Origin of the sequence: Candidatus Leptofilum sp. (genome assembly GCF_965223525.1) — a bacterium.
Classification (GTDB): Bacteria; Chloroflexota; Anaerolineae; order Promineifilales; family Promineifilaceae; genus Leptofilum.
In genome coordinates, this window is the sequence record NZ_CBDCWX010000004.1 from 69,946 (window position 1) to 92,230 (window position 22,285).

Here is a 22,285-nt window from a genome sequence, read left to right on the forward strand (position 1 = left end):
ACGCCTCTACTTTCGAGGAAACGTATGGCAAAGCAGAGAATTCGTATCCGGTTAAAAGCATATGACCATCGCGTGTTGGATCAATCTGCGCGGCGCATTGTAGGTACGGCCGAACGTACCGGTGCTCGTGTGGTCGGCCCCGTGCCGTTGCCAACGCGCATTGAGCGTTTTACCGTGCGCCGTAGCACTTTTATTGATAAGGATTCACACGAACATTTTGAGATTCGGACGCACAAGCGGCTGATTGATGTGATCAACCCGGACTCAAAGACAATTGATACCTTGATGCGGCTTAATTTGCCCGCCGGGGTTGATATTGAGATTTCAATTTAGTTAAAACGGATCTCTGATTTAGCAAACCACAGAAAGTTTTTTAAAAACCATAGCGTGATTTCTCTGTGGTTTGCTCAAGTAAAAGCGGGAGAAATGGTTCAACTAAGTTTAAAGAACTTTCCCGCTTTTACATAAAGGATGATGCAGCACGAGCCTGGTTGCTGACAGTCCTGGGAGGTTGAGGTGAAAGGATTACTAGGCAGAAAAGTAGGTATGGCTCAGGTTTTTGATGAGAATGGTGTTGTTACACCAGTTACCATTGTTGAAGCAGGGCCGTGCTTTGTGACGCAAATTAAAACCGAGGAGACGGATGGGTATACGGCCGTTCAGCTTGGTTTTGAAGAAATATCAGACAAACGGTTAAGCAAGGGGCAGCAGGGGCACTTGGGTCGCCTGAAAAAGGGAAGGGGTCGCAAAAAAGGCCAAGACATTCCCGCCTTGCGTTATCTGCGTGAATTCCGAACCAAAGATGTTTCGGAATATAACGTGGGCCAACCATTAACAGTAGAGCAATTTGAAATTGGCGAACGTGTTGACGTAACAGGCAAAACCAAAGGTAAAGGGTTTGCCGGTGTTGTGAAACGTCATGGTTTTGGCGGTGGCATCAAAACACATGGCCAATCTGACCGCTGGCGTGCCCCCGGCTCCATAGGCGCCACCTCTGGTAATTCTCGCGTATTCAAAGGCAAGAAGATGCCAGGTCGGATGGGTAACGATATGCTCACTGCCCAAAATCTAGAAGTAATGCGTATTGATTCAGAGCGGAATTTGTTGGCTATTAAAGGGTCTGTCCCTGGTGCCAAAGGTGCGCTCGTTGTTATTCGGAAAGCTGCGAAAGGCTAGCGGAGGCGTTGTGATGAAAATTTCAGTTTTCAACATGGCTGGCAAGGAAGTCAACAGCGTGGAGCTTCCGGCTAGCATATTTGAAGCAAACATCAATCGTGATTTAATGCACCAGGCGCTGGTGCGCCAGTTGGCTAACGGCCGTCTGGGAACGCACAAAGTGCAAGGGCGTTCAGAAGTAAGCCGCACTGGTGCCAAGGCGTATCGGCAAAAAGGAACGGGTAATGCCCGCCATGGCAGTAAACGTGCGCCTATCTTTGTAGGTGGCGGCGTAGCGCATGGCCCTTTGCCACGAAAATATACCAAGCAAATGCCTCGGAAAATGCGACGGGCTGCGTTGCGGTCCGCACTGAGTGCAAAAGCCTTAAATGAAGAGATTGTTTTGATTGAAGACCTGGTGCTGGATGCACCTAAAACCCGAGAACTGAAAGCCATTGTAGACACATTGGTTGATGAGGGAACAGCATTGGTTTTGTTGCCAGGTCGGAATGAGAACGTAGAAAAGTCATCCCGGAACTTGGCTGAGGTAAAGACGTTGAATGCAAATTACCTGAACATTCGTGATTTGCTGGGTCACGACAAAATCGTGATGCCCGTAGCTGCGTTGGATGTTATTGTCAATTATCTTGGCGATGAAGAACCGTTTGAAGAAGTTGAAGAAACTGGGGAGGAAGCATAATCATGCAGATTCATTGGCGTGAAATTATTCGTCGCCCGGTGGTGACCGAGAAAAGTAGTTACATGGTTGACTTTAACAACCAGTATACGTTTGTGGTGCACTCGCGGGCTAATAAAATGCAGATTAAGCAGGCTGTTGAATTAGCATACCCCGAAGTTTCTGTGGAGAAGGTTCGGGTAGCCAATATGCCGGCCAAGCGGGCACGCCGCTTTCGTCGTGTAACAACGCGCAAATCTGGCTGGAAAAAAGCAGTTGTTACGCTTGCCCCTGGGGATACGATTCCGCTGTTTGAGGGCGTGTAGCGTTTAAGTTTTGAGCAGGGATGAGGGCATTTGCCTATCAGGGTTTGTTCCTAGAAGGTCAAAATGCCTGTAGCCCGTCTCTGGAGGAAATATGCCAATTAAAGTATTTAAGCCTACGTCGCCGGGTCGCCGCGACATGAGTGGGCAAACTTTTGAAGAGGTTACCCGGATTGGCCCGGAACGTAGCTTAACCAAAGGTTTGAGAAAGCAAGGCGGCCGTAACTTTCGAGGGAAGATCACCATCCGTCATCGGGGTGGTGGGCATAAGCGTCGTTATCGTCAGATCGATTTTAAACGGCGTGACAAGTTTGGAATCCCGGCACGTGTAAGTTCAATTGAGTATGATCCGAACCGTTCTGCTCGTATTGCCTTGTTGGTTTATGCAGACGGCGAGAAGCGATACATCATTGCACCGCTTGGATTGCGTGTTGGTGATGAGATTATGAGCGGCCCAGGGGCTGAGATTCGGCCAGGGAATGCACTTCCTTTACAGAATATTCCACTTGGTACCCAGGTTCACAATATTGAACTGCAAGTTGGGCGCGGCGGACAGATGGTTCGTTCAGCGGGTACTTCTGCCCAGCTTTTGGCAAAAGACCATCCGCGTTACGTTACGCTGCGTTTGCCGTCTGGTGAAGAGCGTTACGTGCCGCAGGAATGTCTGGCAACAATTGGCCAGGTTGGGAATGTGGAGCATGGCAATGTGAAGCTGGGTAAAGCTGGGCGTAAGCGCCATATGGGTATTCGCCCTGGTGTACGTGGTTCGGCAATGAATCCGAATGACCATCCTCATGGCGGTGGTGAAGGACGTTCTCCCATTGGTATGGCAGCACCGAAGACCCCATGGGGGCAACCGGCGCAAGGTAAACGCACCCGTCGTAATAAGGCTACGGATAAGTTCATTTTCCGTCGTCGCAGCAAGAAACGTCGGTAGGAGGTAGATTAGGATATGTCTCGTTCACTTAAGAAGGGTCCGTACATTAGTCCGAAGTTGTTGAAGAAGGTTGAAGCGCTTAATGATTCTAGAAAGCGTGAGGTTATTCGTACCTGGTCTCGGTCTAGCACGGTTTTCCCGCAGATGGTAGGCCATACGATTGCTGTTTATGACGGCCGTCGCCATATTCCAATTTATATTACGGAAAATATGGTGGGGCATAAGTTGGGTGAGTTTGCTCCAACGCGGACGTTCCGTGGTCATATCAGCAAGGCTGAGAAGAGGGGGCGTTAGCGATTATGGCTGAAGCATTTGAGATTAAGGCAAAGTTGCGGTATTTGCAGATTACGCCACAGAAGGTTCGGCTGGTGGTTGATGCGGTACGGGGCAAGGGGGCGCAAGAGGCTCTGGATATTTTGAGCTTTATGCCCCAACGTGCTGCTGACCCCGTTTATAAGTTGGTTGCCTCCGCCGTGGCCAATGCAGAGCAGAATTTTGGTTTGGAAGCTGATGAGCTTTATATTAGCCAGATTTTTGCAGATGATGGTCCGCGTCACCGTAAGGCTCCTTATGGTGGGCGGTTTGCTGGACGCGGCCGTTTTCGGCCAATTATTAAGCGGTCATCCCATGTAACAGTGGTTCTTGCTGAACGGGATGTGGTTGAGTACGGTGATTAAGTTTGCTGTTATATCTGGCAGTTTGAAGGCTGCTAGTGGTATGGAGGATTAATCTTGGGACGCAAAGTACATCCTGTAGGATTCCGTTTAAAAGCTATTCGTGATTGGAACACGCGCTGGTTTGCTGAAGGTAAACAGTATGAAGAGCGGCTGCATGAGGATTTTGCTATTCGCAAACTCATTATGAAGGAGCTGCCTTCGGCCGGTATTTCTCTTCTAGAGATTGAACGGTTCCCAAATCAGGTTCAGGTAACAATTCATACAGCACGTCCGGGTATTGTGATTGGCCGGAAAGGTGCTTCGGTTAAAGATCTGCGAAGCAAGCTGCGGAAGCTAACTGACAAATCTGTTCGGGTTGAGGTGGAAGAGATTTCGCAACCAGATACAGATGCTCAGTTAATTGCTGAGAATGTTGCTGGGCAGCTGGAGCGCCGTATTTCTCATAGTCGTGCAATGAAGCGAGCTATTCAGCAGGCGATGCGCCAAGGTGTGGAAGGTATTCGCATTGAGGTGAGCGGCCGTTTGGGTGGTTCTGAAATGGCGCGTAAAGAAAAACTGTGGGACGGTCGTGTGCCGCGCAACACCATTCGGGCAGATTTGCAATATGGGTTTGCTGAGGCGTTGACCACATTCGGCCGTATTGGCGTGAAGGTTTGGGTCTACAAAGGGGAAATCCTGCCGCAGAAGACCGAATTTGAAGCCACGGATGTTTATATTAGTGAGTAAATAACATCTGGAGAGAGATATATCTTTCCAGAGTTTGGACGGAGTTTGAGCTATGTTAATGCCTAAACGAGCAAAATACCGCAAGCAATTCCGTGGCCGTATGCGCGGAATGGCGAAGGGCGGCACTGAATTGCAGAATGGCGAATTCGGTATTCAGGCGTTGGAGCCGGGTTGGATTACCAGTCGGCAGATCGAAGCTATTCGTCGTGTGGTTGTGCGGCACAACAAGCGGCGCGGTAAATACTGGATTCGGATTTTTCCAGATAAACCCGTAACTGCGAAACCGGCCGAAACCCGCATGGGTAAAGGTAAGGGGTCGGTTGACCATTACGTGGCGGTTGTGAAACCGGGACGGATTATTTTTGAAGTTGCTGGTGTGCCAGAAGAGTCGGCACGAGAAGCATTGCGCCTGGCGAGCTACAAGCTGCCAATTAAAACGCAGATTGTCTCTCGGGAGGATCGGTTGTAATGGCAAATATTGTTGAATTACGTGAAATGAGTGATGCTAAGCTGGAAGAGCTGCTGGAAAACGGCCGTGAGGAGATGTTTAACTTGCGGTTTCAGCAGGCGTCGGCTCAGTTGGAAGATTATTCTCGCATCAGAACGGTGCGCCGTGAGATTGCCCAACTAGAGACGGTGTTGAATATGCGTCAGTTGGCAATAGAAACGGCCGTTGCCGACGAAGCCATCGCTGCCACCCTAGCTGGCAAAGAGTGGGAAGGCACTGCGCGTTACAGCTATGAAGATAGCGGCTGGCAGGTAACCTTTGCTGACGATAGTGGTAAAGAGTTGGCAACTGCCCTGGTGAATCTGAACAAGAAACGGCCGAAGAGCCGCCGCCAGGCCAAAAAGAAAGCACAGCCCCAGCGCGTCATTTCCGCTGAGGTAGCAGGGTAGGTGAATCATGAGAGAACAACGCAAACGATTAAAAGGCATTGTGACCAGTGACAAGATGGACAAAACCGTTGTTGTTGCTGTAACCACAACCAAGCGCCACCCAATTTACGGCAAAGTCATGCGGCTGGTAAAAAAATATAAGGCTCATGATGAGGCAAATGATTGCCGAATGGGAGATCGCGTAGAAATTATTGAATCCCAGCCCATCAGCCGTCATAAGCGATGGTCAGTTGTCTCCGTGTTGGAGCGAGCAAAATAAAGAGGACTGCATCATGATTCAAAAAGAAAGTCGTTTGAATGTCGCAGACAATTCTGGCGCTCGGGAACTTCTGGTTATTCAGGTTATGGGCGGTTCCATTCGCCGTTATGGCAGTGTAGGTGACTTGGTAACTGCCACCGTTAAAAAAGCTGTTCCTAATTCCAATGTAAAAAAAGGAACCATTGTGAAAGCCGTGATTGTGCGAACCAAAAAAGAGTACAAGCGTGATGATGGCAGCTATATTCGCTTTGATGACAATGCGGCCGTCATTGTTGACCCGGATAGCAGAAATCCGGTGGGTACGCGCATTTTTGGTCCGGTAGCGCGTGAACTTCGCCCGGCCGGTTACGGCCGTATCATGTCGCTTGCACCAGAGGTCTTATAGAGAGGTAGGTAGCCATGCGTATTAAAGTTGGAGATGAAGTAGAAGTTGTTTCTGGCAACTACAAAGGCACACGAGGCACCGTGCAACGTGTTTTGCCTAAAGAAAATCGCGTTGTGGTTGCTGGCGTCAACATGGTGAAAAAGCACCAGCGGCCTCGGCCAACTGGTGGCCGTACCCAGGCACAGGGTGGCATTATTGAGTTTGAAGCCCCTATCAGTGCTTCTAATGTGATGCTGGTTTGCCCAGAGACTGGCGAGCCAACCCGCGTTGGTATTCGCCGTGACGAAGATGGAAACCGGGTTCGTTTTTCCAAGAAAAGCGGGAACCCGATTAGCTAAAGTTTTATTGTGTAAAAGCGGGAAAGTAATTTGAAATAAATAGAACCGTTTCTCCCGCTTTTACTTAAGTAAATCACAATTTGATGGCTCAATTTTCATCAACATTCTTTTTGTGATTTACTCGATACCGTTCGGTGAGCCAGGTGGCCCAAATACGCGATTTGAAAAAGATGCGTAGGCTGACCTGCCACTCAACTCGGAGGTAAATTGTGTTTACACCACTTAAAGAGCAGTATAAAGACGAAGTGGTACCGACTTTGATGAAGGAATTTAATTATCGAAGCGTGATGCAGGTACCACGAATCACAAAAGTTGTGGTTAACGTAGGTCTAGGTGAAGCATTGGATAATGCCAAAGCAATCGAATTTGCTGTGAATGACATCACTGCAATCACTGGCCAAAAACCTGTATTGACCAAAGCGAAAAATTCAATTGCCAGCTTTAAATTGCGAGAAGGCCGTGTCATTGGGTTAAAAGTGACCTTACGCGGTGAACGGATGTGGGCATTTTTGACACGCCTGATTCACATTGCACTTCCCCGTACACGGGACTTCCAGGGAATTTCGCCAGACTCCTTTGACGGACGTGGCAACTACACCCTGGGCCTGCGGGAACAGTTGATTTTTCCTGAAATTGATTATGATCGAATCGACAAGATTCGCGGAATGGAAGTAAGCATTGTGACTACTGCCCAGCAAGATGAAGAAGGGCGGCGTTTATTATCAATGATGGGCATGCCCTTCTGGGAGAATTAGTATGGCTAAAAAATCTATGGTTGCACGGGAATCTAACCGGAAATACAAGGTGCGGGTTCGTAATCGGTGTAGGTTATGTGGACGGCCGCGCGGGTACATTCGTCGTTTTGGGCTGTGCCGTATTTGTTTTCGTGAGCAGGCGTTGCAGGGCAACATCCCTGGCGTAGTCAAATCTAGCTGGTAAAGGTGGTTAATCATGTCAATGAGTGATCCTATTGCTGATATGTTGACACGCATTCGCAATGCCCAGATGCGGGAGCACAAAACTGTCTCCATGCCGCATTCTAATGTGAAGGCAGCGATTGCAGATGTATTGGTAAAAGAAGGTTATATTCAAGAATTCAAGGTATTGCCAGAAAAGCCGCAGGCGGTTTTGCAATTAACCTTGAAGTACGTTGGCGACCGGCGCACCCGTCGCTCGGTTATTACCGGGCTGGAGCGTGTTAGCCGTCCTGGTCGTCGCGTTTATGTAGGTAAAAGTGATATTCCGTGGGTGTTGAGTGGTATGGGTATTTCTATTGTTACCACCTCCCGTGGAATTATGACTGGGCAGCAGGCCCGTCGTCAGGGTGTTGGCGGCGAAGTGCTCTGCAAGGTCTGGTAGGTGGAGGGATTATTATGTCTCGAATTGGCAAAGCCCCCATTACTATTCCAGGTGGGGTACAAATTGAAGTGAAAGGCGGCTCTGTAAATGTGAAGGGGCCGAAAGGCAAGTTGACCCAGATTGTGCATCCGGATATGCAATTTGAGCAGGAAGATGGGGTATTTACGGTGAAACGGCCGTCTGACTCCCGTCAACATCGTTCTTTGCATGGTCTAACGCGTGCACTCATTAACAACATGGTGTTGGGCGTGAGCAATGGCTTTTCCAAAATTCTGGACATCGAAGGCGTTGGCTATCGTGCCGAGATGGATGGGAAAACATTGGTTTTGAATGTGGGTTATTCTCACCCAGTTCGTTTCGATCCCCCTCAGGATGTGTCCTTTGCTGTTGAAAACCGGGGCAAAACGATCACCATTTCTGGTATTGACAAGCAGGTTGTTGGTGAAATTTCTGCAGTTATTCGCAAGCAGCGTCCCCCGGAACCTTATAAGGGCAAAGGGATTCGTTATAGAGGTGAATATGTTCGCCGCAAAGCTGGTAAAGCTGGTAAGGTCTAATTAAGAGGTTGTTGCAATGGCTATTAAATCAAAAATTGCACGTAAACGGCGTCATCGCCGTATTCGGAACAGAATTTCAGGCACTGCTGAACGGCCGCGTTTAAATGTTTTTCGCAGCCTGGATCATATTTATGCACAGGTAATTGATGATGTTGCGGGTGAAACCCTTGTTTCTGCATCAACCGTGGACAAGGAGTTGCGTAGCGATTTGGCTGGTAAGCCAAAGAAAGACCAAGCAACGGTGGTTGGCAAGGCAGTTGCTGAACGTGCCAAAGCCGCTGGTATTTCCACGGTTTTGTTTGACCGAGGTGGTTATCTGTATCACGGCCGTATTAAAGCATTGGCTGATGGCGCCCGTGAAGGTGGCCTCGATTTCTAAAGAAAGCTCAGACCGTTGCTGGTCTGTTGAACTGTAGTTGCTGCGGTGAAGCATATTATTTGTAACGTGGCAGGATGGAGACGGAGATGGGTCAAAGACGACAAAATTTTGAACAAGAATATGATGAGCGCATTATTGATATTACCCGCGTTGCCAAAGTTGTGAAGGGTGGTCGTCGGTTTGCTTTTCGCGTGACTGTTGTCGTTGGTGATAACAAAGGGCGCGTCAGCGTGGGCGTTGGTAAGGCGCGTTCCGTGCCGGATGCTATTCGCAAAGCATTGGATGCGGCGCGTAAATCGCTCACTGAGGTGCCGATTGTAGGCAGTACTGTTCCGCATGAGATCATTGGTGTGCACGGTGCAGCTCGCGTTTTGCTTAAGCCAGCTTCCCCAGGTACTGGGGTTATTGCTGGTGGTGGGGTACGTGCCGTTATTGAAGCTGCCGGATACAAGGATATTTTGTCTAAATCATTGGGCAGTGCGAATGCTTTGAATGTTTTGCAAGCAACTATGAATGGTTTGCGTAACCTAAAAAGCGTTCATGAGGTTGCTTCAGATCGTGGTAAAGAGGTGTCTGAGGTTACCCCGTTTTGGAGTCGAGACTAATGGCTAAATTACGCATTACGTATTCGAAGAGTTCAATTGGTTATAAAAAAGATCAAAAGGGTACCATCCGCGCACTTGGGTTTACTAAGTTGAATCAAACGGTTGAACATGAAGATACGGCCGTTATTCGCGGTATGGTCAACAAAGTCAGTCATCTAGTGACTGTGGAAGAGGTAGAATAAAATGAAATTACACGATCTGCGCCCGAATGAAGGCAAAAAGAAAAAGCGCAAGCGAGTGGGTCGTGGTATCTCCGCCGGACAAGGTAAAACAGCCGGTCGTGGTACCAAGGGTCAAGGCGCTCGCAGCGGTGGTGGAAAAGGCATCTACTTTGAAGGTGGTCAGCTTCCTTTAGCTCGCCGTTTGCCTTACAAACGTGGTTTTACCAACATCAACAAGGTTTACTACAAGCCAGTTAACTTGAAAAGCTTGGCAGAGTTTGATTTTGATGGTGTGGAGGTAACCCCGGAAATCATATCCGCTATTGGCCTCATCAAAAAGCCAACAGATCCAGTTGTTATTTTAGGTGATGGCGATTTGAATGTTGCTTTAACGGTAAAGGCCCATCGTTTTTCCGCTACTGCTAAAGAGAAAATTGAGGCAGCTGGAGGTACGATCGAGGTGCTCCCCCTGGCATAACGTCTGGTAAGAGGGTATTCAACCCTCTCATGACGCCATTTTTCGGAGGAAAATCATGATCGAATCAGTCAGAGCAGCCTTTTCCCTACCAGATTTACGCCGTCGTATTCTATTTACGGTGCTTATTTTGGTAATCTACCGTTTGGTAGCCAATATCCCCGTTCCAGGCGTTAATTTAGCTGCGTGGTTGAATTTTACCGCTACTAGTAATCAGCTAGTTAACTTTTTAGACTTACTGTCTGGTGGTGCTGTACGGAATTTTTCTGTCATGGCAATGGGAGTGTACCCGTATATTACAGCCTCAATTATCATCCAACTACTTACGCCAATTATTCCGCAATTGCAAGAAATGGATTCAGAGGGTGAGTCAGGCAGAAATCGCAAGAATCGAATTACATACTACATAACTGTACCGCTTTCGTTATTGCAGGCCATTGGTCAAATTCGGCTAATCGGGTTTAGCATTGGTGTAGGCGGAGCCGATGGTTTGGCGCAAATCATGCCCAATTTTGGTTTTGCTCCGGAACAACTGCTGCCGACATTCACAACCTTGCTAGCTATGTTGGGTGGTACCATGTTCGCCATTTGGATGGGCGAGCTCATCACTGAGGACGGTATTGGTCAAGGGATCTCACTCATCATCTTTGGTGGCATTGTGGCCCAAATTTTGCCTGGTGTAGCGGGTTTGTTCCAGTTAGATGACACAACTGCACGTATCTTCACAATTACGGCCTTCCTAGTCATTACCGTACTTACTATTTTTGTGATTGTTATTGTACAAGAGGGACAGAGGCGAATACCTGTGCAATACGGCCGTCGTGTGCGTGGCCGAAAAGTATACCAGGGACAAAGTAGCTATGTGCCGCTAAAGGTGAATACGGCGGGGATGATCCCGATTATCTTTGCCCAGTCCATTCTCATCTTCCCATCCGTTCTGGCCGGTATTTTTATTACTGGCAATGGTGGGTTTGTGGATAGGGTGGCAACGGCCGTTAGCCAATTTGGCAACGCAGACCCCACTGTCGCGCCAGTCGGGTTTACCATTTATTGGCTATCCTTCTTTATCTTGGTCGTTGGCTTCACATTCTTCTACACAGATGTAATGGTTCGCCAACAAAACATTCCGCAAACGTTGCAGCGCCAGGGTGGATTCATTCCCGGTATTCGCCCAGGCAAACGAACGGAAGATTACATTACCAAAGTTGTGCGCCGCATCACCTTTGCCGGCGCTGTCTTTCTTGGAATCATCGCCATCTTGCCTGGCATTATGAGCGTGGTTGGGGTTATCTTGAACATCCCAGGCATTGAACAAAGTACGTTAGTTGTTAGTGGTTCGGGTCTTATAATTGTTGTTGGCGTTGTCATTGACACAATGCGGCAGCTCGAATCTCAACTGCTCATGCGCCAATATGAGGGCTTCATCTAATGAAAACCTTTGTTGTTTTAATGGGAGCGCCCGGCGCAGGCAAGGGTACGCAAGCTAAAAAGTTGGAAGCCGCGCTTAATTTGCCTCAGGTAGCTACAGGTGATCTCTTCCGTGCAAACTTGAAAAATAACACAGAGCTTGGCCAATTGGCACGCACCTACATGGACAAGGGTGAACTTGTACCCGATGAGGTAACTGTGGCTATGGTGCGCGATCGTTTGTCGCAACCAGATTGTGAACAAGGGGCCATTTTGGATGGATTTCCCCGAACAACGGCTCAGGCAGCCGCATTGGATGCGCTTCTAAGCGACTTTTCGGCCAAAATTGCCGTCGTGCCCTTTATTGATGTAAACCAAGATGTGTTGGTTGAGCGCTTGGTTAAACGAGCTGAGATTGAAGGTCGAGCGGACGATAATGTAGAGACAATTCGGGTGAGGATGCAAGTTTATCATTCTGAAACAGCTCCCCTGCTCGATTACTATGATGAAAAAGGATTGCTAGTCAAGATAAATGGCGAACAAGCCATTGACGAAGTCACAGCCGATCTTACGCAAGTTGTGCGGAAGGTGATGTAAGTAAGCAATTTCTGGACAGAAATGTAGTTTGATGGCAAAATAGTAGATTGCTTTGGATGCAAGCTGAGACAACCATTTTCTCAAGATTTTACCAGAAATTTTAAATGGAATATGCTGAACGGTCCAATATAAATGAGGCTGTTTGAGGAGCTAAAGATGAAAGTATCAGCGTCTGTAAAACGTCGTTGCCCAAAGTGCAAAATTATTAAGCGTAAAGGTGTCGTGCGCGTAATTTGTGTTGATCCAAATCACAAACAGCGCCAAGGCTAACAATTTGTTGCGTTGGCTAAAGTCGGCGCAAGATGATCTCGTAAGGATTTTTTGGAGGAATTATGGCACGTATTGCTGGTGTGGACATCCCCCGTAACAAACGGGTAGAAATTAGTCTCACATATATTTATGGCATTGGTAAAACCACCAGCCGACAAATTCTGGCAAGAGCGGGGGTTGATCCCGACACACGCGTTCAGGATTTGTCTGAGAGCGAAGTAACGCAGCTGCGCCAGATTATTGACAATGATTTGGTTGTTGAAGGTGATCTGCGGCGTGAGGTTGCCATGAACATCAAGCGACTGACAGAAATTGGTTGCTATCGTGGTTTGCGGCATCGTCGTCATTTGCCCGTGCGTGGACAGCGTACAAAAACGAATGCGCGTTCTCGCAAGGGTCCCAAGAAGACGGTTGCCGGACGTGGTCGTCGTAAGGGCAAATAGTTAATTGAGTTTGATTTTGGTGAGTTGGTTTGGATACGGCCGTGTCTTAACGGCTACAACTCACTAGTTAGGTTTTAGGAGACGGAATGGGACGTAGAAGGCAGTCACAGACACGTAAAAAAGCAAAGCGAATGGTGCCCCAGGGGCAGGCGCATATTTTTGCCACTTTTAACAACACCATCGTGACCATTACCGATATGGCTGGCAACACAATTGCTTGGTCAAGTGCTGGTAATTCTGGTTTCAAAGGGTCGCGCAAAAGTACGCCTTATGCTGCACGATTGGCAGCGCAAAGTGCCGCTCGTACTGCACAAGAAAGCGGTATGCAAGAGATGGATATTATTGTGAAGGGGCCTGGCCCAGGCCGCGAGCAAGCTATTCGCTCTTTGCAAGCTTCAGGCATTCAGGTAAAGAGTATTCGTGACATTACACCGGTACCGCATAATGGGTGTCGTCCTAAAAAGAAGCGTCGCGTTTAATTTTTGTAAGTTTTTCTGCTCAATTGGCTTTATTGTCAATGGGCAGTCGTTTTTCCGACGTCAATTTATTGACATTTACAGTTTATTGGTTTTCTGAGAGGGATGAAGGGGTGTGCCACACCTGTAAACCTCTCATTTTAGCTTGATTACGGAGGTTAAGTTGGCAAGGTATACTGGTCCAGTATGTAAGCTTTGTCGCCGTGAAGGTGAAAAGCTGTTTTTGAAGGGGTCTCGTTGTTTGACGCCCAAATGCTCTTTTGAGCGTCGTTCTTATCCCCCAGGGGAGCACGGTCGTGACAATCAATTCCGGCGCGGACGCGCATCTGACTATTTGCTGCAGTTGCGAGAAAAGCAAAAGGCGCGCCGTATTTATGGCGTTATGGAACGTCAGTTCAGTCGCTATTTTCGGCGGGCAACCCAGCGTGTGGGTCTAACAGGTACAAACTTGTTGGTTTTGTTGGAAACGCGCCTGGACAACGTTGTTTACCGTCTTGGTTGGGCCGATTCTCGTGCTCAGGCACGACAGTTGGTGCAGCACGGGCATATTACATTAAACGGCCGTAAAACAAGCGTGCCGTCTGCATTGGTATCCGCTGGTGACTCAATCGGAGTCCGCAATGAAAGCATGAAGAATAATTACTTCAAGATTTTGCGTGAGGATTTAGATGACCGCCAGGTTCCGCGCTGGTTATCTTTGGATACCCGAAACGTATCCGCAAATATTTTGAACTTACCTGCTCGTGATGATATTGATGTTTCCATCAATGAGCAGCTTGTTGTTGAATATTACTCCCGGCGGTAATTGACCGTCCCAAACCGGCTGTTCCATTGCATATGAAATGCCGGGAAGAGAAAAAGTTCGGAACAGCAAAACAGGAGCGAACCTGCTTCTGTAACTAGCATAGGGAGGTATGTACGTTGGCTATTAGTAATCTTATATTGCCCAAAATTGAAAGCACCGCGATGTCGCGTGAATACGGCCGTTTCATTCTTGGCCCGTTAGAAAGAGGGTACGGCACAACCTTGGGCAACGCTCTACGCCGCGTTTTGCTTGCATCATTACCAGGGGCTGCCGTTACATCTATTCGTGTAACCGATGTGCCCCATGAGTTTTCAGCTATTGAGCATGTGCGCGAAGATATGATGCAGTTGATTCTGCACATCAAACAACTGCGCTTGAAATTGCACGGCACCGATACATCACGTTTGCGCCTGGAAGTGCACGGTGCAGGTACCGTAACGGCCGCAGATATTCAAACGCCGCCAGAGGTAGAAATTATCAACCCTGATTTGTATTTATTCACGGTTGATTCAGATGATGCCTTTTTGGAAATTGAGATGACCGCCGAAACAGGGCGCGGTTACTCTCCAGCAGAAGAGCGCGGCCGTTTACCCATTGGCGAACTGCCTGTAGACGCCATTTTCAGTCCTATCCGGCGTGTGGGGTATGAAGTTCAAAAAACACGAGTAGGTCAAGCTGCAGATTATGACCGCGTTGTCATGCAAATTTGGACAGATGGCACCATTAAACCCGAAGAATCACTGGCACAGTCTGCCCAAATTATGATGCAATATTTGCGGCCAATTGCTGGTGTCAGTGAAGAAACCTTCTTGCCTGTTGAAGAGGAAGAAGAGGAAGAAGGGGCCATCCCCAACGAAATTTACGACACGCCGATTGAGCAGCTTGATCTCAGCGTGCGTGTTTTCAACTCCTTGAAGCGCACGGGCATTACCAAAGTTGGCGAAATGTTGGATATGCTAGAGCGTGGCGAAGAAACCATGCTGGCCATCCGCAACTTTGGCGAGAAATCGTTGGATGAATTGAAAGATCAATTGCGTGCCAAGGGCTTTTTGAAAGATGAAGAAGGCGAAACGGCCGCTGTCTAGATTTGGCTAAACTTGACAGGTCTCTTGAATAATAAAAAACGAGGTAAACAACATGCGACACAGAGTAAGTGGTCGTAGATTGGGTCGAGACAGTGCCCACCGCAAAGCATTACGCAAAAATATGATTGCGGAACTGCTCGTCCATGAAGAAATATTGACTACAGAAGCAAAAGCAAGAATGCTGCGTCCAGCAGCAGAAAAAGTAATTACCCTGGCAAAACGTGGACTCGCTAAAAATGATCCCGCGCAGGCTGTTCACGCCCGCCGTTTGGCAGCCGCTCGCGTTGCCCGTTTCCGTCTGGCAGAAGATGAAGACGGCAGCGTAGGAGAGGTAGACGTTATCCAAAAATTGTTTGATGACATTGCCCCTCGCTATGCGGACCGGCCCGGTGGGTATACACGCATGGTAAAAATCGGCAAGCGCTCTGGTGACAATGCCGACATGGCCATGATTATGCTCGTTGACGAGGAGTAATGCTTGCGGACTTATGCTGCTCTGATTGCTTATGATGGCACAGAGTATCATGGCTTCCAGCGGCAGGTTGAATCTCAACCAACCGTACAAAGCACTGTTGAAGGTGCCCTGAGTCGGCTAGCCCGCCAACCCGTTACGGTGCTTGGCTCAGGCAGAACAGACAGCGGCGTACATGCAGTTGGGCAGGTTATTTCTTTTTCTCTGGCGTGGCAGCATCAGAGCCAAGATTTACATCGTGCGCTCAATGCCCATTTACCAGAAGATATTGCAATTTTACAATTGAAACAGGTACCATCATCCTTTCATCCCAGGTTTGATGCACAGCGACGGGCGTATGAGTATACGATTTATAATGCCCCGTTGCGGCATCCGCTAAAGCGAGCGTTTTGCTGGCACGTACGCCACACACTGGATGAAGAAAAAATGAATCAGGCCGCCAAAGCGTTGTTGGGTCTTCACAATTTTGCCACCTTTGGCCAACCACCACAGGGAAACAACTTCGTGCGTGAACTTTTTGCGGCAGAGTGGAAGCGAAACGGGCCAGATTTGCTCTTTCGGATTGAAGCCAATGCGTTTTTATACCGAATGGTTCGTAGCATTGTGGGCAGTTTAAAATTAGTTGGCGAAGGTACCTGGACTGTTGAAGAGTTTGTGCGGGCTTTGAAGGCCGAAAACCGTCATGAATGCGGTACGGTTGCGCCCCCGCAAGGTCTTTGTCTTGTTTCTATAACGTATAAAAACCTGAACTGGTTTGATTGATTGGTTCAGATGTAGGAGAAAGCGGCATGAAAACGTTCATCACAAAACCGGCCGAGGTTGAACGCAATTGGCATATCGTGGATGCACAGGGTCAAACTCTGGGTCGTTTGGCATCGCGCATTGCAACAGTTTTGCGTGGAAAACATAAACCAGGGTTTTCACCATCGGTAGACTGCGGCGATTACGTCATCGTGATCAATGCGGAAAAAATTCATGTAACGGGCCGTCGGTTGGATCAGAAGGTATATTATCGCCACTCTGGTTATCCTGGTGGTCTTACGGAAATTACACTGCGCGAGCAGTTAGATAAATTCCCAACACGTCCAGTGGAGCTGGCTGTAAAGGGTATGCTGCCCAAAAATAAATTGGGACGCAGAATGCTGAAGAAATTGAAAGTTTATGTGGGTGAAGAACACCCACACCAGGCGCAGCAGCCTGTTCCAATGGAACTGTAGGAGATTGATTGAGATGGCAGAAGAATCGAGACGGTATTACGAAGGGATTGGCCGCCGTAAACGTGCTTCCGCACGGGTGCGCATCATTTTGGATGAAGAAGCTACAGGCAATTTTATGGTGAACGGCAAGGACGTTAAGGAATTTTTTCCGCGTTTTGGCGATTACCTGACGCTGACTGGGCCTTTGAATGACACCGATTTGATGGGCAAGGTAGATGTGAATGTGCATATCAACGGTGGCGGCATTACAGGTCAAACCGGTGCGGTTCGTTTAGGCTTGGCACGGGCATTGGTTAAATATGATGAGAATCTGCGCGGTGCGCTGCGTGCCGGTGGGCATTTGACCCGTGATGCACGTATTAAGGAACGCAAAAAGCCAGGTTTGAAGCGCGCTCGTAAGGCTCCAACTTACACCAAGCGATAAATTTGGTTGGCTAGTTCAAATTTAATTTTTTAAGGCGAGTCTTGTACTCGCCTTTTTGCTTTGGGTAGCCGCAAGTTCTTTCTGCGTCCCAGAAACGCGGAAAGAATCCGCGGCTACTGGAGAGGTTGAACAGATGGGTATTACAATTGTTGGTTTGGGGCCGGGAAACGGCCGTTTCCTTACCAAAGCCGCTTGGGAAATATTGAGCCGAGCACAGGATCTGTATTTGCGAACTGAGCGTCATCCCGCTGTAGCCGATCTGCCTGCCAGCGTGACGCGGCACAGCTTTGACCACATTTACGATAGTGCCGACAGCTTTGAGACTGTGTATGAAACAATTGTGTCTGAACTGCTAAAGCTGGCGCAGCAGAGCAATGTGATTTATGCAGTGCCTGGCCATCCGTTTGTGGGAGAGTCTACCGTGACCCGGCTGGTGGCAAAAGCGAAAGAATTGGGGGTGACGGTAGACGTCGTTGCTGGGTTGAGCTTTGTAGAGCCTTGTTTAACGGCCGTATCCCAAGACGGCATGGACGGTGTGCAAATCTTTGATGCAATTGAGCTGAGCCAATACCTGTACCCGCCGGTGAACCCTGATTTCCCGTTGCTGCTGGGGCAGGTTTACAGCCGGATGTTGGCCAGTGAGTTGAAGTTGGTATTAACGGCCGTTTACCCCGACGAACACCCCGTCACCCTCATCCATCACGCCGGCGACGATGAGCAACTGATTGAACAACTTCCCCTGTACGCCATTGACCGCAGTGATGCGGTGAGCCATCTCACCAGCCTGTTTGTGCCGCCATTGCCTCAGCTCTCATCGCTGAATGCGCTAGCCGAGACCGTAGCTATCTTGCGTAGCCCGGATGGTTGCCCCTGGGATCAGGAGCAGACGCCGCAAAGCCTTCGCAGCGGCTTCCTGGAAGAAACAAATGAGGTGTTGGCTGCCCTGGATGCAAATGACGTGGGTGAACTGCGGGAGGAACTGGGTGACGTGCTGTACCACCTGGTGATGCAAACGCAGATCGCCAGCGAGAGTGAGGAATTCCGCCTGACGGATGTGATTGCCGGGATCGAAGCCAAGCTGAAGTATCGCCATCCGCACGTATGGGGAGATTGGCAGGTGAGCGATAGCGCAGAGGTTATCCAGAATTGGGAGATGCTGAAGGCGAAAGAAAAAGTGGGACGGTCTGATTCGCTGGTGGATAATATTCCAGAGTCGCTGCCCGCGCTGGCACGGTCGCAAAAGCTGCAATCTCGCGTGAAAAAAGTAGGTTTCGATTGGACGGGTATTGAAGGTGTGTATGAAAAGGTTGAGGAGGAGATTGCCGAATTGCGCGAAGCCGTCACGCCTGAGCATCGCGCCGAGGAATTGGGGGATTTGCTTTTTGTCATCGTCAATTTGGCTAAATGGCTAGATATTGATGCCGAATCTGCCTTGCGGGAGGCGAATTTAAAATTTAGCCGCCGTTTTCGTGCTTTGGAGACGTTAGCTAAAGAGCGCAATTTGCAGCTTTCTGACATGAAGCTGGATGATTTGGAAGCACTTTGGCAAGAGGTGAAGGTGCAGCTAAAAGAATAGGCCAGCTTGCCAAATGGTACTGGGTTGGTTAAAGTAGTCTCGGCTAAATGATAGTCGTGATGATTTTGTACAGGAAGGAGGCAGTGTGACGGCCGTATTAAACATTGTCTTTGCCGCCATTGCTGGTGTGGCAATTTTGGGTGCGCTGTATTACGGGGGACGCGCCGTCATTCGTCGTGGGCAGTCTACAGAATCTGCTTACAACGTGGGGCGATTGGAAGCCCGTCGTTCAGTACAGGTTGACCTTGTTCGGGCATTGGTGGCGATTGTGATAGCGCTTATCTTTTTGGGAGCCTTTGGCCTCACGCCCCGCCCAGTTGAGCCGCTCATCTCCCCAACAGAACCGGTTTTGCTGGAAGCTACCGATACGCCAGCCGCGACAATGGCTCCGACCGATTTACCAGCGCCAGAGCAGGTTACCCCGACGGTGGAATTGGTGGAGGAAACGGCCGTTCCAACCTCGCCACCCACAAATCAACCAACAGCAGTGCCGACGGTCACCTCGGAGCCTGTAGTGGATACGGCCGTCGTCAGCAGCGGTGTTGGTGTTTGGTTGCGGGCTACCCCTAGCACCACTGGGGAGCAACTGGAGTGGCTGCTAGATGGCACCGTTCTCACTTTGCTAGACGGTCAGGAAACGGCCGATGGACTACTTTGGCAACAGGTACAAACTCAGACGGGCGTGATTGGTTGGGTAGCAGCCGACTTCATTTTAGTCTCCGAATAAGTTATGTAAACAAAGCCCTTCTGCAAGCTAAGCTGCCAGGTAGCATTGCTTACTTTAGCTTTAAGTAGAGGTGGTTGTCTTTGCAGTCAATAATTGCGTGGTGGCTAACCAAAATATCAGATCCCAATACACCGTCCACTTTTTCTGCATCTCTACCTTCTAAAGCCTGATTAACGTATTGGATGTCCATGGCAATTACTTGCCTCTCGCCGAGCGGTAAGTCTTGAATGAGGAACGGCCGTTGCGGTAATTGATAGACATCTGCTTGAGCAGTTCCTAACCCGCCGCCAGAGAAATCTAACTTTTCGGCCGTAAATCCTAACGAACGCACCAGATCAATGTCCAACACAGTCGTTGATGCACCCGTATCTACGATTACTTTGAACGCCTTACTGTCGTAGTTGATTGTCAGCATCAAATGACCTACAGCATTTTTTTCTAGCTGAATTTGTTGAAACCCCCGATTACCCAAAAATGTTTTGATATCCATAAGTTCGCTTCTCCACTTAATTTAAGCTAGTATAAATATTTCCGTTCAGCACTTTCAAGTAGGGTCGCAAAGAGAACATAGGGACAGAAAGGTAACTTTTATGAATACAGTAGAGTACAAAACAACGCTCGATATTTTCCAAGATGTGTTTGGGGGGAAGTGGAAGCTGTTTATTGTGGCGCAGCTGCGTGAAGGTGCCACAAGACCTAGTGTGCTCAAGCAGAGATTGCCTGGTATCAGTCAGCGGATGCTGACGAAAGACCTAAAAGAGTTGGTTGAAGATGGGATTGTCTCTCGTGAGATATTCCCCGAAGTGCCGCCACGCGTTGAATATAGTTTGACTGCTTATGGCCAAACCGTGATGCCCATCATAGATATGTTGTGCGGCTGGGGACAAGCACACGTTGACCGAATGGTGACGAACGGAAATAGCCGTTTTATAATGACAGATAGTTTAGATATTTTGCAACAGGAAGATCAACATATCTTCAAGCGCGCACTTCGCATAGAACCATAGCTGTCTGTCATGTAGCTTTTGTGGCTGCTTGTCGCCAGGTAGAAACAGTTTTGCTGTATTTGGGGGATTGATGCCGGAAGTAGGTGTCATACAATTCGGCATAATGGCCGCTCTGTTGCATGAGCGCATCGTGGTCACCCTGTTCGATGATGCGCCCTTTTTGCAGGACGATGATACGGTCTGCGGCGCGCACCGTAGAAAGACGATGGGCAATGATGATGGCGGTGCTGTTGGCCATAATGAGGTTAAGCGCCTGCTGAATCTGGCTTTCGGTGAAGGGATCTACGCTGGCGGTGGCCTCATCCAAAATGAAGATGCGGGGGGATTGCACCAGTACGCGGGTGAGCGCCACAAGCTGCCGCTGCCCCATCGAGAGGCGACTGCCACGTTCTCCCACTTCGCTATCTAGGCCGTTGGGCAGGGTTTCCAGCCACTCCCCTTCACCAATGCGCCGGGCCATTGTCTCAATTTCGGCGTTGGTGGCTTCGGGACGGCCGTACCGTATATTCTCTGCCACTGTGCCCGCAAATAAAAACGGCACTTGCGACACAATGCCAATTTGCCGCCGGAAGGCGGTTAGGTCATAGTTGCGTAAATCGTGCCCATCCACCTGAATTTCACCTTCCTGAAATTCGTAGTAGCGGACGATGAGCTTGATGATGCTTGACTTGCCCGCGCCGGTATGCCCCACCAGGGCGATATTTTCTCCTGGCGCAATGCGGAGCGAAAAATCATCCAGCACTTGCTCTTGTGCTGAGTAGCGGAAGGAGACGTGCTCAAAAACAATTTCACCTTGTAAATTTTGGGGTATGATGCCGCCGGTTTGCTTAACAGCCGTTTCCACATCCATCAAGGCAAACACCCGCTCAGACGCCGACAAGCCCGCCTGGAACTGGCTCCAAAAAGCCGACAGATTGGTGACAGGGAACCAGAATCGGTCAACAGTGGCCACAAAAAGATACCAGGCGGCTATAGAAATGGCTCCGGCAATTGCACTGCGACCACCGAAATAGATGAGAACGGCCGTGCCAATGCCACCCAGAATATTTAGAACCGGGAAAATATTGGCCAGCACAAAGCCACGCCGCACGTTGATGCCATACGCCTGCTGGTTGACACCCAAAAATTCATCGTAAATCGCCTGCTCTTGGCGGAAATTCTTGGCCACACGAACACCCGTCACTGCCTCCTGAATTGATTTGTTGACCTCACCCAGCGCCCGTGACCCTTGCCGGGTAACGCGCCGAGCCAAATTGCGGAATGACAGCGCGGCCAGCATCACGAAGGGAGCCATCATCAAAACAAGTAGAGTAAGCCGCCACTCAATGGTGAATAGCGTAACCAGCAAAATCAGGGCAACGGCCAACTGGTTGATGACATCGGTGCTAAGAATAATCACCTCGCCAAATTCCTGCGTGTCGCTGGTAATGCGGCTCACAATGCGTCCGGAACTGTACTCGTCGAAAAAGGAGAGGTCTTGCCGAGCAGCGGCGGCAAAAGCATCTTGCCGCATGGCCAAAATCACGTCGGCAATCATTTCAGTGGTAAGCTGGCGGCGAATCCAGTTGAGCGCCCAGTTGCCAATGCCTGTAAAAAAGACAATGCCAATCAGCAGCGGAATAAGCCGCTCACTGCCACCATCGGCCATGACGCCCACAGCGTTGGAGACGATGAGGGGTAGAGCCGCCCCCGCCAGTGCCATCAGAAAGATGCAAATAGTGATGATGATCACTTTGCGCTTGTGGGGGCGAAAGTAGTGCAAAATGCGCTGCACCAGTTCTTTGTCGCTGTATTGGCGGTCGTACGCTTCCGCATCCAAACCGCGCATGACGGCTGCCATAATTTACCTTTATAGATTGGACACTGATTT

Annotated in this window: 36 protein-coding genes and 1 pseudogene; 35 read left to right on the forward strand and 2 right to left on the reverse strand. The window is 49.2% G+C overall.

The window, feature by feature from the left end; genetic code table 11:
• Positions 1–24: 24 nt before the first annotated feature.
• The 34 genes and pseudogenes from rpsJ to ACOQPM_RS00590 all read left to right on the forward strand — a co-directional run bounded on the left by rpsJ (position 25) and on the right by ACOQPM_RS00590 (position 19,408).
• Positions 25–333 carry a 30S ribosomal protein S10 gene (rpsJ, locus tag ACOQPM_RS00425; protein ID WP_420627246.1) on the forward strand — a complete coding sequence of 103 codons (309 nt, stop codon included), beginning with the start codon at positions 25–27 and terminating at the stop codon, positions 331–333.
• A 183-nt stretch (positions 334–516) separates the two neighbouring features.
• Positions 517–1,176, forward strand: a complete 660-nt coding sequence (gene rplC / locus ACOQPM_RS00430) for a 50S ribosomal protein L3 (protein ID WP_420627247.1) — start codon at positions 517–519, stop codon at positions 1,174–1,176.
• 13 nt (positions 1,177–1,189) lie between these two features.
• Positions 1,190–1,855, forward strand: coding sequence for a 50S ribosomal protein L4 (rplD, locus tag ACOQPM_RS00435; RefSeq protein ID WP_420627248.1), 666 nt, complete (start codon positions 1,190–1,192; stop codon positions 1,853–1,855).
• A gap of 2 nt (positions 1,856–1,857) precedes the next feature.
• Positions 1,858–2,157: a 50S ribosomal protein L23 gene (gene rplW, locus ACOQPM_RS00440; RefSeq protein ID WP_420627249.1), complete on the forward strand. Its 300-nt coding sequence runs from the start codon at positions 1,858–1,860 to the stop codon at positions 2,155–2,157.
• Between the two features lie 91 nt (positions 2,158–2,248).
• Entirely contained in the window at positions 2,249–3,091 is an 843-nt protein-coding gene (rplB, locus tag ACOQPM_RS00445; protein ID WP_420627250.1) for a 50S ribosomal protein L2, read from the forward strand.
• A 15-nt stretch (positions 3,092–3,106) separates the two neighbouring features.
• Positions 3,107–3,385: a 30S ribosomal protein S19 gene (gene rpsS / locus ACOQPM_RS00450; protein WP_420627251.1), complete on the forward strand. Its 279-nt coding sequence runs from the start codon at positions 3,107–3,109 to the stop codon at positions 3,383–3,385.
• Between the two features lie 5 nt (positions 3,386–3,390).
• Positions 3,391–3,768 carry a 50S ribosomal protein L22 gene (gene rplV, locus ACOQPM_RS00455; RefSeq protein ID WP_420627252.1) on the forward strand — a complete coding sequence of 126 codons (378 nt, stop codon included), beginning with the start codon at positions 3,391–3,393 and terminating at the stop codon, positions 3,766–3,768.
• Between the two features lie 54 nt (positions 3,769–3,822).
• Positions 3,823–4,494: a 30S ribosomal protein S3 gene (gene rpsC, locus ACOQPM_RS00460; protein WP_420627253.1), complete on the forward strand. Its 672-nt coding sequence runs from the start codon at positions 3,823–3,825 to the stop codon at positions 4,492–4,494.
• 52 nt (positions 4,495–4,546) lie between these two features.
• Positions 4,547–4,963, forward strand: coding sequence for a 50S ribosomal protein L16 (rplP, locus tag ACOQPM_RS00465; protein WP_420627254.1), 417 nt, complete (start codon positions 4,547–4,549; stop codon positions 4,961–4,963).
• A pseudogene (rpmC, locus tag ACOQPM_RS00470) lies at positions 4,963–5,163 on the forward strand (50S ribosomal protein L29); the annotation flags it as partial. The gene rplP and the pseudogene rpmC, both read left to right, overlap by 1 nt.
• Before the next feature lie 235 nt (positions 5,164–5,398).
• On the forward strand, positions 5,399–5,650 hold the full coding sequence (rpsQ, locus tag ACOQPM_RS00475) for a 30S ribosomal protein S17 (protein WP_420627255.1): 252 nt from the start codon (positions 5,399–5,401) through the stop codon (positions 5,648–5,650).
• Between the two features lie 13 nt (positions 5,651–5,663).
• A complete protein-coding gene (gene rplN, locus ACOQPM_RS00480) occupies positions 5,664–6,035 on the forward strand; it encodes a 50S ribosomal protein L14 (protein ID WP_420627256.1) in 372 nt (123 codons plus the stop codon).
• Between the two features lie 14 nt (positions 6,036–6,049).
• On the forward strand, positions 6,050–6,373 hold the full coding sequence (gene rplX, locus ACOQPM_RS00485; protein WP_420627257.1) for a 50S ribosomal protein L24: 324 nt from the start codon (positions 6,050–6,052) through the stop codon (positions 6,371–6,373).
• Positions 6,374–6,582: 209 nt separating this feature from the next.
• Positions 6,583–7,128: a 50S ribosomal protein L5 gene (gene rplE / locus ACOQPM_RS00490; protein WP_420627258.1), complete on the forward strand. Its 546-nt coding sequence runs from the start codon at positions 6,583–6,585 to the stop codon at positions 7,126–7,128.
• Between the two features lies 1 nt (position 7,129).
• Positions 7,130–7,312 carry a type Z 30S ribosomal protein S14 gene (locus tag ACOQPM_RS00495; RefSeq protein WP_420627259.1) on the forward strand — a complete coding sequence of 61 codons (183 nt, stop codon included), beginning with the start codon at positions 7,130–7,132 and terminating at the stop codon, positions 7,310–7,312.
• Positions 7,313–7,324: 12 nt separating this feature from the next.
• Positions 7,325–7,732 carry a 30S ribosomal protein S8 gene (rpsH, locus tag ACOQPM_RS00500; protein ID WP_420627260.1) on the forward strand — a complete coding sequence of 136 codons (408 nt, stop codon included), beginning with the start codon at positions 7,325–7,327 and terminating at the stop codon, positions 7,730–7,732.
• 14 nt (positions 7,733–7,746) lie between these two features.
• Positions 7,747–8,289 carry a 50S ribosomal protein L6 gene (gene rplF / locus ACOQPM_RS00505; RefSeq protein WP_420627261.1) on the forward strand — a complete coding sequence of 181 codons (543 nt, stop codon included), beginning with the start codon at positions 7,747–7,749 and terminating at the stop codon, positions 8,287–8,289.
• A gap of 16 nt (positions 8,290–8,305) precedes the next feature.
• The gene (gene rplR / locus ACOQPM_RS00510) at positions 8,306–8,668 is read left to right on the forward strand and encodes a 50S ribosomal protein L18 (RefSeq protein ID WP_420627262.1); all 363 of its coding nucleotides are present in this window, start codon (positions 8,306–8,308) and stop codon (positions 8,666–8,668) included.
• An 86-nt stretch (positions 8,669–8,754) separates the two neighbouring features.
• Positions 8,755–9,273, forward strand: coding sequence for a 30S ribosomal protein S5 (rpsE, locus tag ACOQPM_RS00515; RefSeq protein WP_420627263.1), 519 nt, complete (start codon positions 8,755–8,757; stop codon positions 9,271–9,273).
• Positions 9,273–9,455: a 50S ribosomal protein L30 gene (gene rpmD / locus ACOQPM_RS00520; RefSeq protein WP_420627264.1), complete on the forward strand. Its 183-nt coding sequence runs from the start codon at positions 9,273–9,275 to the stop codon at positions 9,453–9,455. The genes rpsE and rpmD overlap by 1 nt, the downstream gene beginning before the upstream one ends.
• Before the next feature lies 1 nt (position 9,456).
• Complete coding sequence (gene rplO / locus ACOQPM_RS00525; RefSeq protein WP_420627265.1) at positions 9,457–9,912, forward strand: 50S ribosomal protein L15; 456 nt, start codon at positions 9,457–9,459, stop codon at positions 9,910–9,912.
• A 55-nt stretch (positions 9,913–9,967) separates the two neighbouring features.
• Positions 9,968–11,338 (forward strand): preprotein translocase subunit SecY, encoded by a 1,371-nt coding sequence (gene secY / locus ACOQPM_RS00530; protein WP_420627266.1) that lies wholly within the window; start codon positions 9,968–9,970, stop codon positions 11,336–11,338.
• Positions 11,338–11,913 carry an adenylate kinase gene (locus ACOQPM_RS00535; RefSeq protein WP_420627267.1) on the forward strand — a complete coding sequence of 192 codons (576 nt, stop codon included), beginning with the start codon at positions 11,338–11,340 and terminating at the stop codon, positions 11,911–11,913. The genes secY and ACOQPM_RS00535 overlap by 1 nt, the downstream gene beginning before the upstream one ends.
• A 156-nt stretch (positions 11,914–12,069) precedes the next feature.
• Complete coding sequence (gene rpmJ / locus ACOQPM_RS00540) at positions 12,070–12,183, forward strand: 50S ribosomal protein L36 (RefSeq protein ID WP_420627268.1); 114 nt, start codon at positions 12,070–12,072, stop codon at positions 12,181–12,183.
• A 62-nt stretch (positions 12,184–12,245) separates the two neighbouring features.
• Complete coding sequence (rpsM, locus tag ACOQPM_RS00545) at positions 12,246–12,626, forward strand: 30S ribosomal protein S13 (RefSeq protein ID WP_420627269.1); 381 nt, start codon at positions 12,246–12,248, stop codon at positions 12,624–12,626.
• Positions 12,627–12,712: 86 nt separating this feature from the next.
• Complete coding sequence (gene rpsK, locus ACOQPM_RS00550) at positions 12,713–13,105, forward strand: 30S ribosomal protein S11 (RefSeq protein ID WP_420627270.1); 393 nt, start codon at positions 12,713–12,715, stop codon at positions 13,103–13,105.
• Positions 13,106–13,265: 160 nt separating this feature from the next.
• Positions 13,266–13,907, forward strand: a complete 642-nt coding sequence (gene rpsD / locus ACOQPM_RS00555) for a 30S ribosomal protein S4 (protein ID WP_420627271.1) — start codon at positions 13,266–13,268, stop codon at positions 13,905–13,907.
• A gap of 116 nt (positions 13,908–14,023) precedes the next feature.
• Entirely contained in the window at positions 14,024–14,992 is a 969-nt protein-coding gene (locus ACOQPM_RS00560; RefSeq protein WP_420627272.1) for a DNA-directed RNA polymerase subunit alpha, read from the forward strand.
• Between the two features lie 52 nt (positions 14,993–15,044).
• On the forward strand, positions 15,045–15,467 hold the full coding sequence (rplQ, locus tag ACOQPM_RS00565; protein ID WP_420627273.1) for a 50S ribosomal protein L17: 423 nt from the start codon (positions 15,045–15,047) through the stop codon (positions 15,465–15,467).
• Between the two features lie 3 nt (positions 15,468–15,470).
• The gene (gene truA, locus ACOQPM_RS00570) at positions 15,471–16,226 is read left to right on the forward strand and encodes a tRNA pseudouridine(38-40) synthase TruA (RefSeq protein ID WP_420627274.1); all 756 of its coding nucleotides are present in this window, start codon (positions 15,471–15,473) and stop codon (positions 16,224–16,226) included.
• 26 nt (positions 16,227–16,252) lie between these two features.
• Positions 16,253–16,681: a 50S ribosomal protein L13 gene (gene rplM, locus ACOQPM_RS00575; RefSeq protein WP_420627275.1), complete on the forward strand. Its 429-nt coding sequence runs from the start codon at positions 16,253–16,255 to the stop codon at positions 16,679–16,681.
• Between the two features lie 13 nt (positions 16,682–16,694).
• Positions 16,695–17,105, forward strand: coding sequence for a 30S ribosomal protein S9 (gene rpsI, locus ACOQPM_RS00580; RefSeq protein WP_420627276.1), 411 nt, complete (start codon positions 16,695–16,697; stop codon positions 17,103–17,105).
• 133 nt (positions 17,106–17,238) lie between these two features.
• Entirely contained in the window at positions 17,239–18,681 is a 1,443-nt protein-coding gene (mazG, locus tag ACOQPM_RS00585; protein WP_420627277.1) for a nucleoside triphosphate pyrophosphohydrolase, read from the forward strand.
• 85 nt (positions 18,682–18,766) lie between these two features.
• Positions 18,767–19,408, forward strand: coding sequence for an SH3 domain-containing protein (locus ACOQPM_RS00590; RefSeq protein WP_420627278.1), 642 nt, complete (start codon positions 18,767–18,769; stop codon positions 19,406–19,408).
• Between the two features lie 49 nt (positions 19,409–19,457).
• Here the strand turns inward: ACOQPM_RS00590 and ACOQPM_RS00595 are convergent, their stop codons facing one another.
• Positions 19,458–19,898, reverse strand: a complete 441-nt coding sequence (locus ACOQPM_RS00595; RefSeq protein ID WP_420627279.1) for an aspartyl protease family protein — start codon at positions 19,896–19,898, stop codon at positions 19,458–19,460.
• A gap of 100 nt (positions 19,899–19,998) precedes the next feature.
• Between ACOQPM_RS00595 and ACOQPM_RS00600 the strand changes: the two genes are divergently transcribed.
• Positions 19,999–20,415, forward strand: a complete 417-nt coding sequence (locus ACOQPM_RS00600) for a winged helix-turn-helix transcriptional regulator (RefSeq protein ID WP_420627280.1) — start codon at positions 19,999–20,001, stop codon at positions 20,413–20,415.
• Positions 20,416–20,422: 7 nt separating this feature from the next.
• On the opposite strand, the gene ACOQPM_RS00605 is transcribed toward ACOQPM_RS00600, so the two are convergent.
• Positions 20,423–22,255 (reverse strand): ABC transporter ATP-binding protein, encoded by a 1,833-nt coding sequence (locus ACOQPM_RS00605; RefSeq protein ID WP_420627281.1) that lies wholly within the window; start codon positions 22,253–22,255, stop codon positions 20,423–20,425.
• Positions 22,256–22,285 lie beyond the last annotated feature (30 nt).

Coding starts and splice junctions, on each gene's coding strand:
- rpsJ (WP_420627246.1), top strand. CDS start 25: ATGGCAAAGCAGAGAATTCGTATCCGGTTAAAAGCATATGACCATCGC.
- rplD (WP_420627248.1), top strand. CDS start 1,190: ATGAAAATTTCAGTTTTCAACATGGCTGGCAAGGAAGTCAACAGCGTG.
- rplW (WP_420627249.1), top strand. CDS start 1,858: ATGCAGATTCATTGGCGTGAAATTATTCGTCGCCCGGTGGTGACCGAG.
- rplB (WP_420627250.1), top strand. CDS start 2,249: ATGCCAATTAAAGTATTTAAGCCTACGTCGCCGGGTCGCCGCGACATG.
- rpsS (WP_420627251.1), top strand. CDS start 3,107: ATGTCTCGTTCACTTAAGAAGGGTCCGTACATTAGTCCGAAGTTGTTG.
- rplV (WP_420627252.1), top strand. CDS start 3,391: ATGGCTGAAGCATTTGAGATTAAGGCAAAGTTGCGGTATTTGCAGATT.
- rplP (WP_420627254.1), top strand. CDS start 4,547: ATGTTAATGCCTAAACGAGCAAAATACCGCAAGCAATTCCGTGGCCGT.
- rpsQ (WP_420627255.1), top strand. CDS start 5,399: ATGAGAGAACAACGCAAACGATTAAAAGGCATTGTGACCAGTGACAAG.
- rplN (WP_420627256.1), top strand. CDS start 5,664: ATGATTCAAAAAGAAAGTCGTTTGAATGTCGCAGACAATTCTGGCGCT.
- rplX (WP_420627257.1), top strand. CDS start 6,050: ATGCGTATTAAAGTTGGAGATGAAGTAGAAGTTGTTTCTGGCAACTAC.
- ACOQPM_RS00495 (WP_420627259.1), top strand. CDS start 7,130: ATGGCTAAAAAATCTATGGTTGCACGGGAATCTAACCGGAAATACAAG.
- rpsH (WP_420627260.1), top strand. CDS start 7,325: ATGTCAATGAGTGATCCTATTGCTGATATGTTGACACGCATTCGCAAT.
- rplF (WP_420627261.1), top strand. CDS start 7,747: ATGTCTCGAATTGGCAAAGCCCCCATTACTATTCCAGGTGGGGTACAA.
- rplR (WP_420627262.1), top strand. CDS start 8,306: ATGGCTATTAAATCAAAAATTGCACGTAAACGGCGTCATCGCCGTATT.
- rpsE (WP_420627263.1), top strand. CDS start 8,755: ATGGGTCAAAGACGACAAAATTTTGAACAAGAATATGATGAGCGCATT.
- rpmD (WP_420627264.1), top strand. CDS start 9,273: ATGGCTAAATTACGCATTACGTATTCGAAGAGTTCAATTGGTTATAAA.
- rplO (WP_420627265.1), top strand. CDS start 9,457: ATGAAATTACACGATCTGCGCCCGAATGAAGGCAAAAAGAAAAAGCGC.
- secY (WP_420627266.1), top strand. CDS start 9,968: ATGATCGAATCAGTCAGAGCAGCCTTTTCCCTACCAGATTTACGCCGT.
- ACOQPM_RS00535 (WP_420627267.1), top strand. CDS start 11,338: ATGAAAACCTTTGTTGTTTTAATGGGAGCGCCCGGCGCAGGCAAGGGT.
- rpmJ (WP_420627268.1), top strand. CDS start 12,070: ATGAAAGTATCAGCGTCTGTAAAACGTCGTTGCCCAAAGTGCAAAATT.
- rpsM (WP_420627269.1), top strand. CDS start 12,246: ATGGCACGTATTGCTGGTGTGGACATCCCCCGTAACAAACGGGTAGAA.
- rpsK (WP_420627270.1), top strand. CDS start 12,713: ATGGGACGTAGAAGGCAGTCACAGACACGTAAAAAAGCAAAGCGAATG.
- rplQ (WP_420627273.1), top strand. CDS start 15,045: ATGCGACACAGAGTAAGTGGTCGTAGATTGGGTCGAGACAGTGCCCAC.
- rplM (WP_420627275.1), top strand. CDS start 16,253: ATGAAAACGTTCATCACAAAACCGGCCGAGGTTGAACGCAATTGGCAT.
- rpsI (WP_420627276.1), top strand. CDS start 16,695: ATGGCAGAAGAATCGAGACGGTATTACGAAGGGATTGGCCGCCGTAAA.
- mazG (WP_420627277.1), top strand. CDS start 17,239: ATGGGTATTACAATTGTTGGTTTGGGGCCGGGAAACGGCCGTTTCCTT.
- ACOQPM_RS00595 (WP_420627279.1), bottom strand. CDS start 19,898: ATGGATATCAAAACATTTTTGGGTAATCGGGGGTTTCAACAAATTCAG.
- ACOQPM_RS00600 (WP_420627280.1), top strand. CDS start 19,999: ATGAATACAGTAGAGTACAAAACAACGCTCGATATTTTCCAAGATGTG.
- ACOQPM_RS00605 (WP_420627281.1), bottom strand. CDS start 22,255: ATGGCAGCCGTCATGCGCGGTTTGGATGCGGAAGCGTACGACCGCCAA.